Origin of the sequence: Streptomyces sp. NPDC002566, from assembly GCF_042889585.1 — a bacterium.
GTDB lineage: Bacteria > Actinomycetota > Actinomycetes > Streptomycetales > Streptomycetaceae > Streptomyces.
On record NZ_JBIARD010000006.1, the window covers coordinates 468412 to 484622 of the forward strand.

Annotated in this window: 14 protein-coding genes and 1 pseudogene; 11 read left to right on the forward strand and 4 right to left on the reverse strand. The window is 70.9% G+C overall.

Translation table 11 applies throughout. From position 1 onward, the window contains the following. Window position 1 precedes the first annotated feature (1 nt). The 4 genes from ACFYXA_RS26285 to ACFYXA_RS26300 all read left to right on the forward strand — a co-directional run bounded on the left by ACFYXA_RS26285 (window position 2) and on the right by ACFYXA_RS26300 (window position 5793). Window positions 2-1432, forward strand: a complete 1431-nt coding sequence (locus tag ACFYXA_RS26285; protein ID WP_352244733.1) for a PQQ-binding-like beta-propeller repeat protein — start codon at window positions 2-4, stop codon at window positions 1430-1432. 55 nt (window positions 1433-1487) lie between these two features. Further along, on the forward strand, window positions 1488-3218 hold the full coding sequence (locus tag ACFYXA_RS26290) for a type IV secretory system conjugative DNA transfer family protein (RefSeq protein WP_389037011.1): 1731 nt from the start codon (window positions 1488-1490) through the stop codon (window positions 3216-3218). A gap of 238 nt (window positions 3219-3456) precedes the next feature. After that, the gene (locus tag ACFYXA_RS26295; RefSeq protein ID WP_352244735.1) at window positions 3457-4566 is read left to right on the forward strand and encodes a substrate-binding domain-containing protein; all 1110 of its coding nucleotides are present in this window, start codon (window positions 3457-3459) and stop codon (window positions 4564-4566) included. A 180-nt stretch (window positions 4567-4746) separates the two neighbouring features. Beyond that, complete coding sequence (locus ACFYXA_RS26300; protein WP_352244736.1) at window positions 4747-5793, forward strand: helix-turn-helix transcriptional regulator; 1047 nt, start codon at window positions 4747-4749, stop codon at window positions 5791-5793. On the opposite strand, the gene ACFYXA_RS26305 is transcribed toward ACFYXA_RS26300, so the two are convergent. Further along, window positions 5756-6769 (reverse strand): helix-turn-helix transcriptional regulator, encoded by a 1014-nt coding sequence (locus tag ACFYXA_RS26305; protein ID WP_352244737.1) that lies wholly within the window; start codon window positions 6767-6769, stop codon window positions 5756-5758. The two genes, ACFYXA_RS26300 and ACFYXA_RS26305, sit on opposite strands and share 38 nt — an antisense overlap. 116 nt (window positions 6770-6885) lie before the next feature. Between ACFYXA_RS26305 and ACFYXA_RS26310 the strand changes: the two genes are divergently transcribed. Both ACFYXA_RS26310 and ACFYXA_RS26315 read left to right on the forward strand, forming a co-directional pair. Beyond that, complete coding sequence (locus ACFYXA_RS26310) at window positions 6886-7104, forward strand: hypothetical protein (protein WP_352244738.1); 219 nt, start codon at window positions 6886-6888, stop codon at window positions 7102-7104. A 1-nt stretch (window position 7105) separates the two neighbouring features. Next, on the forward strand, window positions 7106-7444 hold the full coding sequence (locus tag ACFYXA_RS26315) for a hypothetical protein (protein WP_389037017.1): 339 nt from the start codon (window positions 7106-7108) through the stop codon (window positions 7442-7444). 211 nt (window positions 7445-7655) lie between these two features. On the opposite strand, the gene ACFYXA_RS26320 is transcribed toward ACFYXA_RS26315, so the two are convergent. Further along, entirely contained in the window at window positions 7656-8069 is a 414-nt protein-coding gene (locus tag ACFYXA_RS26320) for a TIGR03618 family F420-dependent PPOX class oxidoreductase (protein WP_352244739.1), read from the reverse strand. 117 nt (window positions 8070-8186) lie between these two features. Between ACFYXA_RS26320 and clpB the strand changes: the two genes are divergently transcribed. Both clpB and ACFYXA_RS26330 read left to right on the forward strand, forming a co-directional pair. Next, on the forward strand, window positions 8187-10820 hold the full coding sequence (gene clpB / locus ACFYXA_RS26325) for an ATP-dependent chaperone ClpB (RefSeq protein ID WP_389037020.1): 2634 nt from the start codon (window positions 8187-8189) through the stop codon (window positions 10818-10820). A 115-nt stretch (window positions 10821-10935) separates the two neighbouring features. After that, complete coding sequence (locus tag ACFYXA_RS26330; protein ID WP_352244741.1) at window positions 10936-11463, forward strand: YbjN domain-containing protein; 528 nt, start codon at window positions 10936-10938, stop codon at window positions 11461-11463. A gap of 130 nt (window positions 11464-11593) precedes the next feature. On the opposite strand, the pseudogene ACFYXA_RS26335 reads toward ACFYXA_RS26330, so the two are convergent. Beyond that, window positions 11594-12034, reverse strand: a pseudogene (locus ACFYXA_RS26335) (aminotransferase class I/II-fold pyridoxal phosphate-dependent enzyme); the annotation flags it as partial. 126 nt (window positions 12035-12160) lie between these two features. On the opposite strand from ACFYXA_RS26335, the gene ACFYXA_RS26340 reads away from it, so the two are divergent. After that, window positions 12161-12715 carry a Uma2 family endonuclease gene (locus tag ACFYXA_RS26340; protein ID WP_104783153.1) on the forward strand — a complete coding sequence of 185 codons (555 nt, stop codon included), beginning with the start codon at window positions 12161-12163 and terminating at the stop codon, window positions 12713-12715. 468 nt (window positions 12716-13183) lie between these two features. Further along, a complete protein-coding gene (locus ACFYXA_RS26345; RefSeq protein ID WP_352244745.1) occupies window positions 13184-14071 on the forward strand; it encodes a hypothetical protein in 888 nt (295 codons plus the stop codon). A 157-nt stretch (window positions 14072-14228) separates the two neighbouring features. Here ACFYXA_RS26345 and ACFYXA_RS26350 read toward each other — a convergent pair whose 3' ends face one another. Beyond that, the gene (locus tag ACFYXA_RS26350; protein WP_389037026.1) at window positions 14229-15419 is read right to left on the reverse strand and encodes a pyridoxal phosphate-dependent aminotransferase; all 1191 of its coding nucleotides are present in this window, start codon (window positions 15417-15419) and stop codon (window positions 14229-14231) included. A gap of 140 nt (window positions 15420-15559) precedes the next feature. On the opposite strand from ACFYXA_RS26350, the gene ACFYXA_RS26355 reads away from it, so the two are divergent. Further along, entirely contained in the window at window positions 15560-15868 is a 309-nt protein-coding gene (locus ACFYXA_RS26355; RefSeq protein WP_389037029.1) for a hypothetical protein, read from the forward strand. Window positions 15869-16211: the final 343 nt, after the last annotated feature.

Below are 16211 nucleotides of genomic sequence, written 5' to 3' on the forward strand. Positions count from 1 at the left end.
GATGAAGCGTCACCTCCTGCACGCCGCGAGCGCCTTCACATGCATCGGGCTGGTCGCCGGCTGCGGCGTCGGCGATGACACGGCCAAGGCCGGCGCCACCGGGAAGGCGACGCCCAAGGCATCGGCGTCCGCCGCCCCGGGCCCGGTGTACGGGGGCGCCGCGCTGCCGGGCCTGTCCCGCAAGCCCGTATGGGCTGTGAAGACCGGTGCCGTGAAGGGCTGCCCGGGGGACCCGGTGCAGCGGGCCACGAGCCGGGTCATCGGGGACAAGGCGCAGACCTGTGTGCTCGGCGACGCCGTCGTCCTCACCGAGGACACCACGACGTACCCCGACAACACGGGCGGAACGCCGGAGGAGTACCGCTTCCGGGCCCGCCTGTTCGACGCGGCCACGGGCCGGGAACGCACGTCGGTCGAGGTCGAGATCCCCGGCAGCGGCTGGTCGAGCGACCGGGACCTCGTGCCCGCCGAGTTCTTCCAGATCAGCCAGTGGAAGGACGGCACACCGGCCCTCCTGGCCGTCGACGGCGACGAGGCCCCGGCGAGTGGTCTGAAGAAGGCGTCGGTCAGGACGACGTACACCATGTACGCCCCCTCCGGCGAGAAGCTGGGCAGCTCGGCCTACGAGGGCGAGGACCGCACGGATCTCACGGTCGAGGCGGGGCACGTGCGTCTGGACGAGGACAACGACAGCGGCTCCTACGCCCCGCTCGGCGGCGGCGCCACCGTCCAGGTGCAGGACCGGTGGGAGAAGCACGCCCCGATCGGTCCCGGCTTCGGCTACCGCGTGGAGACGTCCCTCGCGGACTTCCACGTCAGCGGTCAGCGGCTTCAGGTCAGTGACCGTCTCACCGGCAAGGACCTGTGGAACACCGAGGGCGTCGCCCTGCCCGCCGCCGTCGCCGCGCAGACCAAGGCCGGGGACAAGGCGGCCGCCTCGCTCTTCCCGCTCACCGGTGACCGGGGCCTGCTCGCCTGGGGCCTGAAGGACGACACCTACGACGCGCTGCTCACGGTGGTCGACCTCAAGACGGGCCGCACCCTCGTGGAAGGCCCCAAGACCTACCTCGACCCCAACGACGCGCACGAGCCGGTGGTCGTCGTCTCCCCGGACGGCAAGAGCGTCGTCACCCAGTTCGGCGGCGGCGCGGTCGCCTGGAACACGGAGACGGGCAAGGAACTCTGGCGGCAGGAGAAGGACGAACAGGACATCGAGCCGGTGGCCCTCCCCACCGCCGACGTGCTGTACACGTTCGTCGGTGACACCGGACTTGCCGCCCTCGACATGCGCACCAAGAAGATCCTGGCCACCGATCTCGCCCCCGACACCCCCCTGAACGACGAGATCGACGTCCTCGAACGCATGAGCGACGGCCACACCGTGATGGCGACGAGCGAGGGCGTCTTCGTCTTCGCCCCGGACAAGGCCTGACCGCACCCCGGAAGAGCCGCACCCCACCCCACCCCCAGAAAGGCCAGCCCCGCCGGTGAGTGCTGAGCAGCAGAAGAAGCCTCGGGCCGAGGACGACTGGACTCTCGAGATCGTCATCGTCGTCGCGATCGTCCTCCTGTGCGGCGCCGGCGCCTGGCTGGCAGCCAAGGTGGGGGCGTCGTACGCCGACGCGCCCGCGCCGCCCTCGAACCCGCTGTCGTTCCTCGTGGCCGTCGTCAAGGGCGACTACAGCTGGCCGGGTTCCGCGGCCAGCGCCGTCGCCGCCGGGGAGGCCTTGCTGGTCGGCGTGCTGGTGCTCGCCGCCTACCGGGTGCGGCAGCGGATCCGGAACAAGCCCGGCGTGGACGGCGCGGCCCGGCACCTCGCGCGCGGCGAGGAGCTCGGCAAGCTCACCATGAAGGGCGCGGCGGCCACCGCCGAGCGGCTCGGGGTGCGGGCGGGCACGCCCGGCGTGTTCATCGGGCGGTCCGTGAAGGGCCGGCAGCCGCTGTTCGGGTCGTACGAGGACATGCACGTCGACATCTGGGGCCCGCGGACCGGCAAGACCACCCGGCGGGCGATCCCCGCGATCCTCGACGGGCCGGGCGCGGTGCTCGTCACCTCCAACAAGCGGGACGTCGTGGACGCGACGCGCGGCCCGCGCAGCGCCCGCGGGCCGGTCTGGGTGTTCGACCCGCAGCAGGTCGCCGCCGAGCCGCCGAGCTGGTACTGGAACCCGCTGACGTACGTCACCGACGTCGCCAAGGCCCGCAAGATGGCCGACCACTTCGCGAGCGGGTCGCGGGACGCGAACGCCTCCACCGACGCCTTCTTCGACCCCGCCGGCCAGGACCTGCTGGCCAACCTGCTGCTCGCCGCGGCCTGTGCGAAGGCGCCGATCACCCAGATCTACACCTGGCTGTCCAACCCCAAGGACGACACCCCGGAGCGGATCCTGCGCGGCGCCGGGCACACCATGTCCGCCGACGGTTTCGCCGGCGTCGTGAGCGCCCCCGACAAGCAGCGCAGCGGTATCTACGGCGTCGCCCAGCAGATGGCGTCCTGCCTGGTCAACCCGGAGGTCAACCGCTGGGTGACCCCGCCCGCCGACCCGCACGCGCCGCAGTTCGACCCGCACGCCTTCGTCCGCACCGGCGGCACCCTGTACTCGCTCTCCCGGGAGGGGCGCGACTCCGCGGGGCCGCTCGTGACCGCGCTCACCGTGGCCGTCGTCGAGGCCGCCGAGGAGTACGCCACCACCCAGCGCGGCGGCCGGCTCCCGCTGCCGCTGGTCGGCGTGCTCGACGAGGCCGCCAACGTGTGCCGCTGGCGCTCCCTGCCCGACCTGTACTCCCACTACGGCTCGCGCGGCATCATCCTGATGACGATCCTGCAGTCCTGGGCGCAGGGCATCGAGGTGTGGGGCGAGCGCGGCATGGAGAAGCTGTGGTCGGCCGCGAACGTGCGCGTCTACGGCGGCGGCGTCTCCGACACCCGGTTCCTCGGCGATCTGAGCGAACTGGCGGGCGAGTTCGACCTGCGCGAGTACCAGACGAGCCGTGAGTCGGAGTTCGGCGGCTGGTCAGGCAACCGTACGGTCAGTGAGTCCACGCGCCGTGAACGCGTCCTCGGGGTCTCCGATCTCGGTGCGATGCCTCCGGGGCGGGCCCTGGTGCTGGCGTCCGGTATCAAGCCGGTGCTGGTGGAGACGATCCCATGGTGGGAGGGGGCGTACGCCGCCGAGGTGCAGGCGTCGTTGAAGAAGCACGACCCCGGGGCGCGTTGAGATCCGCGCCGGGGGCGAGTTGAGGAAGCGCCCCTGTGAAGTGCGCGGTTCTTCGCCCATTCGTGACGTGCCCTCCGTGTCGTCTCCATGTGTCTTCACATGCTGAGCGGAGGGTGATGTTGTTACTTCGTTAAGTAGTTCGGCTTGACGTCGACGGTCGCCGCCGCGTTGTCTTTTCAGACACCTGGGTCAGCATGTCGCACCCGATGTCCGGAACGCACCTGAAGTGAGCCCCCGAATGCGTCGTATCGCCATAGCCGTGGTTGCCTCCACGCTGTCCCTCTCGCTCGCCGGCTGCGGCATGCTGGGCGCGACGGAGGAAGCGGGCGAGGCGACACCGACCAAGGGTGACGACCTCACCGTGGGCCTGCTCATGCCGGAGGAGACGAACACCCGCTACGAGCAGTTCGACTACCCCATCATCAAGTCCAAGGTCGCCGAACTCACCAACAACAAGGGCAGCGTCCAGTACGCCAACGCGAACGCCAAGAACTCCACCCAGGTCACCCAGATGGAGCGGATGATCGACGACAAGGTCGACGTCATCCTGCTGGACGCCGTCGACTCCAAGGCGATCGCGAGCACGGTGAAGAAGGCCAAGGACGCGGGCATCCCCGTCATCGCCTACGACCGCCTGGCCCAGGGCCCGATCGACGCGTACGTCTCCTTCGACAACGAGCTCGTCGGCGAGGTCCAGGGCCGCACCCTGGTGGAGGCCCTGGGGACGGCCGACCTCAGCGACCAGATCGTCATGATGAACGGCTCGCTCACCGACCCGAACTCCGCCCAGTTCAAGCAGGGCGCGCTGTCGGAGCTGAGCGGCCGGGTGACGATCGCCGAGAAGTTCGACACCAAGGACTGGGACCCGAAGGAGGCCAAGGCCAACATGGCCAAGGCGATCTCCAAGATGGGCGCGAGCAAGATCGCCGCCGTGTACTCCGCCAACGACGCCATGGCCGGCGCCGTCATCAAGGCGCTGAAGGCGGCGGGCGTCAGCGACGACGACATGCCCCCGGTCACCGGCCAGGACGCGGAACTCCCGGCCGTGCAGCGGATCGTCAGCGGCGAGCAGTACATGAGCGTCTACAAGCCCTACCCGCAGATGGCGGCCGCCGCCGCGGCGATGGCCGTCGCCAAGGTCCGGGGCCGTGACCTCCAGTTCGAGTCCCTGACCCGCGACACGGTCGACAGCCCCACCGACAAGGGCATCCGGGCCAACCTGGTTCCCGTGGTCGCGCTGACGAAGAGCAACATCAAGAGCACCGTCATCGAGGACGGCATCTACAAGGTGTCCGACATCTGCACCTCGGAGTACAAGTCCGCCTGCAACTCCATCGGCCTGAAGTAACCCACCAGGGCTCGGCGACAACGGCAGGGGGCACGCACACCGCGTGCCCCCTGCCGTTGTTGCGGAGCCGGTCCCGGCCGCGCATAGTTGCGCTGCGGAAATCAGGCGCACAGGCGCCGGCGGCACCGGCACCGACACCTGCGGCGCCGACGGCCGCGGGCAGCGGGGGTGGGACGGGCGATGGCCGGGCACGGGGCGCAGGACCATCCACACGGCGCCGACCGGCTGTGCGAGGCGGGAGACCGCGTGTACTCCCGGGCCGTGCGCCGGGGCCGGGTGCCCCGCGGTGACGCCGAGCAGGTGCCCTGTCTGCTGGAGCTGGCCCTGCTCCACCCGGACCCCGACGACATGGACTGGCTGGTGCCGACCTCCCCGCAGGAGGTCATGACCCGGCTGCTGCACGGCCTCTACGACGAGGTGAGCGCGAGCCGGCGGCGGATGGGCGCGGCGGTCGCCGCGTTCGAGCGGTACGCGGGCCTCGGCGGGCCGGCGCCGTCCGCCGCCGTCGGGGAGGGCGCGGCGATCCGCGTCCTGGACGGCGACGCGCGCATCCAGGCGGCCCTGGACCAGGCGACCGGGGCGTGCACCACGGAGGTGCTGACCGTCCAGCCGGGCGGCATCCGGCGCGAGCACGAACTGTCCGAGGGGCTGCACCGGGCGCTCGCGCTGCGCGGCCGTGGCGTGCGCATGCGCGACCTGTACACGCATGTGGCCCGGCACGGTCAAGGGCTGCTGAACTACCTGGAGTTGATGGGCCCGGCGGTGGAGGCCCGCACGCTCGACGAGGTCATCGACCGGCTGATCCTCTTCGACCGCACGGTCGCCTTCATCCCCGCCAACGCCGACCGCACCATGGCGCTGGAGCTGCGCCACCCGGGGCTGATCGCCTACCTGGTCACCGTGTTCGAGCGGCTGTGGCGGCTGGCGATCCCGCTGACCGCGCCGCTGCCCGACACCCGTATCGAGGGCGTCTCGCACCGGGAGCAGTCCATCGCGGCGCTCCTCGCGGAGGGGCACCAGGACGCGGTGATCGCGGAGCGCCTCGGCATCAGCGTGCGCACCTGCCGGGCGCACATCGCCCGCCTCTCGGAGACCCTGGGCGCGGCGAGCCGTACCCAACTGGGCGTGCGCATCGCGCAGGTCGGCCTGGACAAGCCGCTCGGCGGGGCGGCGCCGCCCCCGGCGGGGGTCAGTCCTCGCGCTCCAGGATCCCCGACTGGGCGATGAGGAAGCCGAGTTGGGCGCGGCTGCCGCTGCCGAGGATCGCCGCGAGCTTGGCGATGTGGGCGCGGCAGGTCCGTACGTTCATGCCGAGGCGGCGGGCGATGGCCTCGTCGACGTGGCCCTCGACGAGGAGCTTGGCGATGGAGTACTGGATGTCGGTGATGCCGCCGGGGTCCGTCTCGTAGGGGGCGCCGGCGCTCAGCGGGACCGCGCGGGCCCACATGAACTCGAAGACCTTCACCAGGTAGCGGACGAGGCCGGGGTGGCGCAGTTCCAGGGCGACCTGCTGGTCGTCGCGGGCGGGGATGAAGGCGACGGTCTCGTCGCAGACGATGAGGCGCTCCACCACCTCGGCGATCGTGCGGTACTCGACCTTGCCGTTGGCCAGTTGGGCCACGTACCCCAGTTTCTCCGGGCTGTGGCGGGCGGTGTGCTGGTAGAGGGTGCGGATGCGCACCCCGCGCTCGATCATGGGGCGGTCGCGTTCGAGGCCCAGGGCGAGGCTGCGCTCGGAGAAGCGGTCGTCGCTGGGCTGGATGGTGAGCATCTCCGAACGGCACTGGCCGGTGGCGAGGTTGAGGGCCTCGTTGATGCGGGCGGCGCCCTCCAGCACGGTGATGGAGTGGTCGGTGGTGGCGGACTGGGCGCTCAGGGCGAGGAACGGCTCGAAGACGTCCGCGAGTTCGACGGACAGCCGGCGGCGTTCGTTGATCTCCTGCTCGATGGGGTGCAGTCGCTGGGCGAGCGCGACGCTGGGCGGAACCGGACGCAGCCAGTCGGCGTCGTCGGGATCGGGGACGAGCAGGGCGAGGTCCACCAGGCAAGGCGCGGACTCCGCGTCCACACGGGCGACCCTCCCCGTGCGCAGGGCGTTGGCGTAAAGTCGGCCACCTTCCTCGCACAGTTGGGTCACCGCATGGGGATGCGTTGCTTTGGTCCGGTTTGCCACGAGATCTCCACCCCCCAGGGTCCTGAACATGCAGGAACATGATGCATCGATCCTGTGGTCATGACGTGCCCGAATGAGCCATCGTCTTTACCGACGGGGGAAGAGGAGACTTTCAAGTGAGGACGAGGCCGACCATGTGCCACAAAATGCTTCGCTCGGTACTTGTTGCCGCCCTCTCCGCCGTGGTGGCCATCGGGGTGCTGAGCGCCCGTTCCGACGTGAAGGACGAGGTGACGGCGGACAGCCACTGGCCGCAGTCCGCAACGACCGTCACGCTGGCGGACAGCCACTGGCCGGTGGCTCCCGTCACGGGGCCGGCTCCCGAGGACCCGACGTCCGGCACGGCGGACGGATCCGGAGCCTGATGTGACCACTCCACCCGACGACCGCTCCTTCCGCCGCGAGATGGCCACGGCCTACCGCTCCGGCTGGCACTTCATCGACCTGGTCACCGCGATCCCGCACAACGGCGACTCGTTGATGGTGGCCGTGTTCGGGGAGCCGGTCGTGGTGACGCGGGACGAGGAGGGCGACGTACGGGCGTACAAGTGCCTTCGGCGGCCTCGGGGGGCGCCGCAGCCCGTGAGATGCGCCATCCGGTACGGAATGATCTTCGTGAACCTGGATCAGCGCGACCACCAGCTGGCCGAGCCGGCCGGTCCGGCCGCCTCCAGGACAGTTTCAGCCACCCCCCGCAGTGCCTGACGCGATTCCCCCGTCGTAACAGATCGCTCAGGTACTTCCCCCCGCAGCGGCGTCACCGTGACCTGAACACGGTGACGCCGCTGCAGTTTCCGGCGACATTTCCGGACCTGTGCGGACGCGGCGACGATCCGCCGGTGGCCGAGAACCACCCCCACGATCAGGTCACACACCCACCGGACGACAACCGGCCCGCTCCGCGGGTTTGCGGACCTCAGCCCTTCCCCATCGCTCGGGTCAGCTTGATCTCGATCACCGCGCGGGTGGGGTTCGGGCGGGGTGGGTGGCCGTAGCGCTCCTCGTAGCGGGTCTCCGCGTCCTTGACGCGCTCCGGGTCGGTGTGGACGAAGGCGCGGCCCTCCAGGGTGGCCCAGCGGCGGCCGTCGACCTGGCAGACGGCGACGCGCGCGCCCTCGGGGCCCGCCGCCAGCACGTTGCGCACCTTCCGGCTCGCTTGGTCGGCGATCACCCGAGCCGTTCGCCCCTCGGGGTCGTATGTCACTCCGACGGGCACCACGTGCGGTGAGCCGTCGGGGCGGGGCGTGGTCAGCGTGCACACGTGCCGTTCCCGCCAGAAGGCGAGGTACGGCGCGTCGGGAGAGCCCGGGTCCTGGGGGTATGCGGCCATGGTGGGGAACTTAGCGGCCGTGCGGCGCCCGACCGCACCTTGAGTGGAATAGACTCAAGTTTGTGTACGTTGTGTGAGTCAGGTGCTGACGGCTGACGCAAGGAGGAGACAGCGAACGTGGACGCCGAGCTGACCAACCGGAGCCGGGACGCGATCCAGGCGGCCGGCAACCGGGCCCTGTCCGGGGGCCACCCCGATCTGACCCCCGCCCATCTGCTCCTGGCTCTCCTGGAGGGCCAGGACAACGAGAACATCGTCGATCTGCTCGCCGCCGTGGACGCCGACCAGGCAGCCGTGCGGGCCGGCGCGGAGAAGGTGCTCGGCTCGCTGCCCAGCGTGGCCGGCTCCACCGTCGCGCCCCCGCAGCCCAACCGCGAGCTGCTCGCCGTGATCGCCGACGCGCAGGCACGCGCCAGGGACCTCGGGGACGAGTACCTGTCGACCGAGCACCTGCTCATGGGCATCGCCGCCAAGGGCGGGCAGGCCGCCGAGGTGCTCTCCCGGCAGGGGGCCACCCCGAAGAAGCTGGTGGACGCCTTCCAGAAGGCCCGCGGCGGACGCCGGGTGACCACCGCCGACCCCGAGGGGCAGTACAAGGCGCTGGAGAAGTTCGGGACCGACTTCACCGCCGCCGCGCGCGAGGGCAAGCTCGACCCCGTCATCGGGCGGGACACCGAGATCCGGCGCGTGGTGCAGGTGCTCTCCCGCCGCACCAAGAACAACCCCGTCCTGATCGGCGAACCGGGCGTCGGCAAGACCGCCGTCGTCGAGGGCCTCGCCCAGCGGATCGTCAAGGGCGACGTCCCCGAGTCGCTGAAGAACAAGCGGCTCGTCGCGCTCGACCTGGGCGCGATGGTGGCCGGCGCCAAGTACCGCGGCGAGTTCGAGGAGCGGCTGAAGACCGTCCTGGCCGAGATCAAGGACTCGGACGGCCAGATCATCACCTTCATCGACGAGCTGCACACCGTCGTGGGCGCCGGCGCGGGCGGCGACTCCGCCATGGACGCGGGCAACATGCTCAAGCCCATGCTGGCCCGCGGCGAGCTGCGCATGGTCGGCGCGACCACCCTCGACGAGTACCGCGAGCGGATCGAGAAGGACCCGGCGCTGGAGCGCCGCTTCCAGCAGGTGCTGGTGGCGGAGCCGACGGTCGAGGACACCATCGCCATCCTGCGCGGTCTCAAGGGCCGCTACGAGGCGCACCACAAGGTGCAGATCGCCGACAGCGCGCTGGTCGCCGCCGCCACCCTCTCCGACCGGTACATCACCTCCCGCTTCCTGCCCGACAAGGCCATCGACCTCGTCGACGAGGCCGCCTCCCGGCTGCGCATGGAGATCGACTCGTCCCCCGTCGAGATCGACGAACTCCAGCGCGCCGTGGACCGGTTGAAGATGGAGGAGCTGGCCCTCGGCAAGGAGACCGACCCGGCCTCCCGGGAGCGCCTGGACAAGCTGCGCCGCGATCTCGCCGACAAGGAAGAGGAGTTGCGCGGTCTCAACGCCCGCTGGGAGAAGGAGAAGCAGTCCCTCAACCGGGTCGGCGAGCTGAAGGAGAAGCTCGACGAACTGCGCGGCCAGGCCGAACGCGCCCAGCGCGACGGCGACTTCGACACCGCCAGCAAGCTGCTCTACGGCGAGATCCCTTCCCTGGAACGCGACTTGGAAGCCGCTTCGGAGGCCGAGGAAGAGGCCGCCAAGGACACCATGGTCAAGGAGGAGGTCGGCAGCGACGACATCGCCGACGTGGTCGCCTCCTGGACGGGCATCCCGGCCGGCCGGCTGCTGGAGGGCGAGACGCAGAAGCTGCTGCGCATGGAGGACGAGCTCGGCAAGCGCCTCATCGGCCAGACCGAGGCCGTGCGCGCGGTGAGCGACGCCGTGCGCCGCTCGCGCGCCGGGATCGCCGACCCCGACCGGCCCACCGGCTCCTTCCTCTTCCTCGGCCCGACCGGCGTCGGCAAGACCGAACTGGCCAAGGCGCTCGCCGACTTCCTCTTCGACGACGAGCGGGCCATGGTCCGCATCGACATGTCGGAGTACGGCGAGAAGCACAGCGTCGCCCGCCTGGTCGGCGCCCCGCCCGGCTACGTCGGCTACGAGGAGGGCGGCCAGCTGACGGAGGCGGTGCGCCGCCGGCCGTACAGCGTCGTCCTGCTCGACGAGGTGGAGAAGGCGCACCCGGAGGTCTTCGACATCCTGCTCCAGGTGCTCGACGACGGCCGGCTGACCGACGGGCAGGGCCGCACGGTCGACTTCCGCAACGTCATCCTGGTGCTCACCTCCAACCTGGGCAGCCAGTTCCTGGTCGACCCGCTCACCAGCGAGGCGGAGAAGAAGGAACAGGTCCTGGAGGTGGTCCGCACCTCCTTCAAGCCGGAGTTCCTCAACCGGCTCGACGACCTGGTCGTCTTCTCGGCGCTGTCCAAGGACGAGCTGAGCCGGATCGCCAGGCTCCAGATCGACCGGCTGGCCAAGCGGCTGGCCGAACGCAGGCTCACCCTGGAGGTCACCGACGCGGCCCTCGCCTGGCTCGCCGACGAGGGCAACGACCCGGCCTACGGCGCCCGCCCGCTGCGCCGCCTGGTCCAGACGGCCATCGGCGACCGCCTCGCCAAGGAGATCCTGTCCGGCGAGGTCAAGGACGGCGACACGGTCCGCGTGGACGCCTTCGGCGAGGGCCTGATCGTGGGCCCCGCGACGGGTCAGGCGACGGGCGCCGAGACGGGTCCCGCGACGGGAAAGACGGTGTAGTCGGGGCACACCGGCCGGGCAGGTTGCCGGTCACGGGGCAAGAGAGAGAGGGTGGGTTGTACGTCTGGTCTCACTGATGGCCGGACGGACCAGACGACCGCAGGAGTGTTCACATATGTCCATCGACCCGTCCTCGATTCCGAACTTCGGGGGCCAGCCCGAGCCGCAGCCCGCACCGGCGGGCCCCGTCGTTCCGGATCAGGACCTGGTGAAGCAGCTCCTCGACCAGATGGAGCTCAAGTACGTCGTAGACGACGAGGGCGACCTCGCGGCGCCGTGGGAGGAGTTCCGCACCTACTTCATGTTCCGCGGTGAGGGGGAGCAGGCGGTCTACTCGGTGCGGACGTTCTTCGACCGGCCGCACAAGATCGACGCCAAGCCGCAGCTGCTGGAGGCGATCGACGACTGGAACCGTCGCACCCTGTGGCCGAAGGTCTACACCCACACCCACGACGACGGCACCGTCCGCCTCATCGGCGAGGCGCAGCTGCTGATCGGCGCCGGTGTGAACATCGAGCTGTTCGTCTCCTCGACGGTGAGCTGGGTGCGGGCGGCCATCGAGTTCGACAAGTGGCTCGTGGAGCAGCTGGGCCTGGAGCAGGAGGTCAACGACGCGGAGAAGCCCGAGGAGGGCGACGAGTAACTCCGTCCCGCGCGCACCACTTGACCCCCGCGCCCCGCGAGTCACACCTCACGAGAGCCCGGCCCGATCCGCGACCACGCGGCCCGGCCGGGCTCTCGCCGTCCACGGCCCGGACCCCGTGCGGCGCGGATCAGGGTGCGAATGTCTTGCGCAGCCGCTCCGTCGCGTCCGCCAGGACCTCCGTCCGCTTGCAGAACGCGAACCGTACGAAGGGTGCGCCCTGGTCGCGGTGGTCGTAGAAGACGGCGTTGGGGATGGCCACCACGCCGGCGCGCTCGGGCAGGGCGCGGCAGAACGCGAAGCCGTCGGTCTCGCCCAGGGGGCGGATGTCCGTGGTGACGAAGTACGTGCCCGCCGGGCGGTAGACCGCGAAGCCCGCGGCCGTCAGTCCCGCCGACAGCAGGTCCCGCTTGGCCCGCATGTCCGCGCGGAAGCCGTCGAAGTACGCGTCCGGCAGGCTCAGTGCCTCCGCCACGGCGTACTGGAACGGGCCGGAGGCGACGTACGTCAGGTACTGCTTCGCCGACCGGACCGCCGTGACCAGCTCGGGGGCCGCCGTCAGCCAGCCGACTCCTCGTTCGTACACCTATTGGCGGGTGGCGCCGCTACCTGCCCGGACCGGCTCACAGCCGTGCCGCCGGGCCCGGGACAGGGCCCTGTCCGCCGTATCCTGAGCACACACGGGAAGGAGCCGTTCATGAGCGTCGACGCGATCGTGCACACCGAGTTCCCCAAGGGATACACGGTCCTGTTCGGAGCCGACGGAAAGGTGATCATGACTCCGCAGAGCGAAGAGCATTCCAGCACCATCAGGTCGATGCAGATCGACTCCGCTGTCGCTCTCGGCCGTCACGCGAAGGTCACCTCCGATGTCTACATCGACTTCCCCGCCGACGAGAACTCCGCCCCCGACCTCGCGATCATGCGCGAGGACGCACGCAAGGAAGGCAAGCGCTACAGCTTCGAGGACGTCCTGCTGATCTCCGAGGTCGTCTCGACCTCCTCCGCCCGCAAGGACTACGACGACTGCACCGCCAAGTACGGCCGCTACGGCATCCCGATCTACCTGGTCGTCGACCCGTACGCCCAGGAAGTCGTCCTCCACACCCAGCCGACCGGTACCGGTTACATCGCGGCACACACGCACAAGTACGGCACCGGCAAGCTCCCCATCCCCCTGGCCGACGGCCGCACCTTCACCCTCGATCTTGACGAGCTCCCGCGCCCGGAGCCCGAGGCAGACGCCCGCTGACGAAGGACTGCCGGGGCGGCCTCGTCCGGTGTGAGGGCTCAGCTCCCGCCCGTCCAGTACTTCTGGAGTCCCGCAACCGCCTCGGGATGTACGGACCTGTCGGCCGACTCCCGGGCCGCGTTCCCAGGCGAGTTGAAGGCCGGGCATCACCCGTTCCTGAGGGGTCCGGACATCACCTGTCCCTGAGTCGGCCGGGCCCCGGCCGTCGTCCGAATTGCGGGCTCACCGGGCCCCTGTCCGCGAAGGTCCGGCGGGCCACTGACCTCCTGAAAGAACCGGGGGAAAGAACTCCCGCCCACCCACCCTCCCCGGCTGCGAGGCTCGCGTCACCCGTCCGAGTGACCGGCTTGCAGCAGCGGGATACGGGCGGTTACGTTCGCCGCGACAACCGCAAACAGACGACGGCCCCCGGCCGGGACTGGCATCCCGAACGAGGGCCTGACCGATCAGGAAGCAGAAACCTTCCCGATGGCTGACCCGCAGTCTAACGCGCCCCTGCGCGGCGACGCTGGAGCTTCGACCTCCGGCGTGATCCACGTCCGCACCCGCCTCACGGCCGACTTCACCGTGATCTCCAACGCCCTCGCCCAGCGACGCGGCAGCGCGGTCACGGTCGGCGTCGCGGCGTACATCTCCTCGCTGCCCGACGGCACGCCCGTGACCATCACCGCACTGTGCGACCACTTCGACGAGGGGGAGATCCTGATCTCCCGAGCACTCAGGGAACTCGAAGCAGCCGGATACCTGGAACGCCGCCGCGAGCGACTGCCCACCGGGCAGATCCGTACCCGGACGTACTTCTACGACCTCCCCGGCGGCGACCCCGACGACGGCCCGCCCGAGCCGCCGAAGCCGCCCCGGCCCCGGAAGCAGCCGAACGCGCAGGCAGCGCCTCCTTCCGCGCCCGTGCGGGGAACTCCGTCGGCGCCCGCGCAGGTGGAGGCCGTGGAACCCGCACCCGCGTCACTCGACGACGCAGACCCGCGGGCCGTCGCCGTACTCACCGCGCTGCGCCGGGTCGACCCGCGCCTCATCCTCTCCGCGCAGGAGGCGACCCGCCTGGCCCCGGCCGTGACCCAGTGGCTGGCTGCGGGGGTAGGGGCACCCGAGATCACCGAGCTGCTCACCGCACGACTCCCCGACCGCTTCAAGACCCGTCCGGCAGGCATCCTCGCCTTCCGCCTCCGCGAGACGCCCCTCCCCGCGCCACCGCCGCTCCCCCTCCCTCAGATCGCGACCCGCCCACTTGTGCTGCCCTTCCAGGACTGTGACGGCTGTGACCGGCCCTTTCGAGCCCCCGCACCGGGACGCTGCCGGGACTGCCGGTCGGGGGGCCGACTTCGTGCGGCAGGCTGAGCTGGCTGAGGGGCGGTCGGACCTCGGGTGGGAGGCTTGATGCGCGACGACGCGAGAGCTGTCCCCGGCAGGGGCACGCTGCCTACGCGGTGAGGAGCGACCGCATCGAGCGCACATGGCCGTGAGGTCCGCTCCGCCCTCGTTTTCCTCACCCGTGTCACATTGCCCGCAGTCGCTTGACGGCCTCGTCCAGAATCTGTGACTGCTTGCAGAACGCGAACCGTACGAAGGGTGCGCCCTGGTCGCGGTGGTCGTAGAAGACGGCGTTGGGGATGGCCACCACGCCGGCGCGCTCGGGCAGGGCGCGGCAGAACGCGAAGCCGTCGGTCTCGCCCAGGGGGCGGATGTCCGTGGTGACGAAGTACGTGCCCGCCGGGCGGTAGACCGCGAAGCCCGCGGCCGTCAGTCCCGCCGACAGCAGGTCCCGCTTGGCCCGCATGTCCGCGCGGAAGCCGTCGAAGTACGCGTCCGGCAGGCTCAGTGCCTCCGCCACGGCGTACTGGAACGGGCCGGAGGCGACGTACGTCAGGTACTGCTTCGCCGACCGGACCGCCGTGACCAGGGCGGGGGCCGCCGTCAGCCAGCCGACCTTCCAGCCGGTGAAGGAGAAGGTCTTCCCGGCGGAGGAGATGGTGACGGTCCGCTCGCGCATGCCCGGCAGGGTCGCCAGCGGTACGTGCTCGGCGTCGTCGAAGACCAGGTGCTCGTACACCTCGTCCGTGACGACCAGCAGGTCCCGCTCCACCGCCAGCTCGGCGATCGCGGTCAGCTCCGCACGGGTGAGGACGGTGCCGGTCGGGTTGTGCGGGGTGTTGATCAGCAGCAGCCGGGTGCGGTCGGTGAGGGCGGCGCGCAGCTCGTCCAGGTCCAGGCGGAAGCGGGCGTGCTCCGGGTCCGGCCGCAGTGTCACCGGCACGCGCGTGCCGCCCGCCATGGCGATGCAGGCCGCGTAGGAGTCGTAGTACGGCTCCAGGGCGACGACCTCGTCCCCGGGCTCCAGCAGCGCCAGCAGTGAGGCGGCGACGGCCTCCGTGGCGCCGGCGGTGACCAGCACCTCCGTGTCGGGGTCGAACGTCAGCCCGTAGCGGCGCCGCTGGTGCTCGACGATCGCCGTCCGCAGCTCGGGGACGCCGGGCCCCGGCGGGTACTGGTTGCCGCGCCCGTCCCGCAGCGCCCGCACCGCCGCCTCCCGCACCTCCTCGGGGCCGTCCGTGTCCGGGAAGCCCTGCCCGAGGTTGATCGCCCCGGTCGCCACCGCCAGGGCGGACATCTCGGCGAAGATCGTCGTCCCGAACTCGGTGAGACGGCGGTTGAGGAAGGGACGTGCGGTGGAGGTCATGCCGGTCATCCTGCGCCGAAGCTCTGGACTTCCTCAAGTGCGCTTTGGCCCGCGCGGCGGATGGGAATCCCCCGTGCACGCGACGCTCACACGTCGCGCGAGGCGCCCACGGGGGGCCGCTTCGGGGGATTCGAAAGGAGGGTGACGCCATGCTCCTGGGCCTCATCCTGGCGGCGGCGGTCATCGTGCTCGTCGTGTCTCTGATCGTCCACGCCCGCACGGGCGGCGGCTCGTCCCGCCGAAGCGGCGCGGGCGCCCGCCGTACCCGCAGCCGCACGGGCGGCCGGGGCGGTCACAGCAGCGGCTGGTGGGCCGGAGGGGGCGGCGCCGGCACGTCCTGCGGTTCGTCGGGCAGCTCCTGCGGCAGCGGCTCGTCCTCCTGCGGCTCGTCGTCGGGCAGCTCCTGCGGAGGCGGCTCGTCCTGCGGCGGAGGCGGCGGATGCGGCGGAGGCAGCTGACACGGGGCAGCTGAGCTCCCCGGGGGAGCCGTATCCGGACCGCGAGGGTCCGCTCCTTGACCGGGGCGTCCCTCGCGGTCGCACCATGTCCGGCCGCATCGGTATCGCGGTCGCACCATGTCCGGACGCATCGGGTATCGCGGTCGCACCATGTCCCGCCGCATCGGGCATCGCGCCGCCTCGGGGGTCGCGCGCGGGCGCGCGTCGTGGTGCGCGAGGGCCGCATGGCGTGCGCCGTTGTTGAACAGTTGAGCTGTGGAGCCCTCTAGGGGATGGAAACCCCACGAAGTTGGGTAAAAACGCTGTGTTGGCGCCACAGTTCATGATTCCCTACAATCCACCA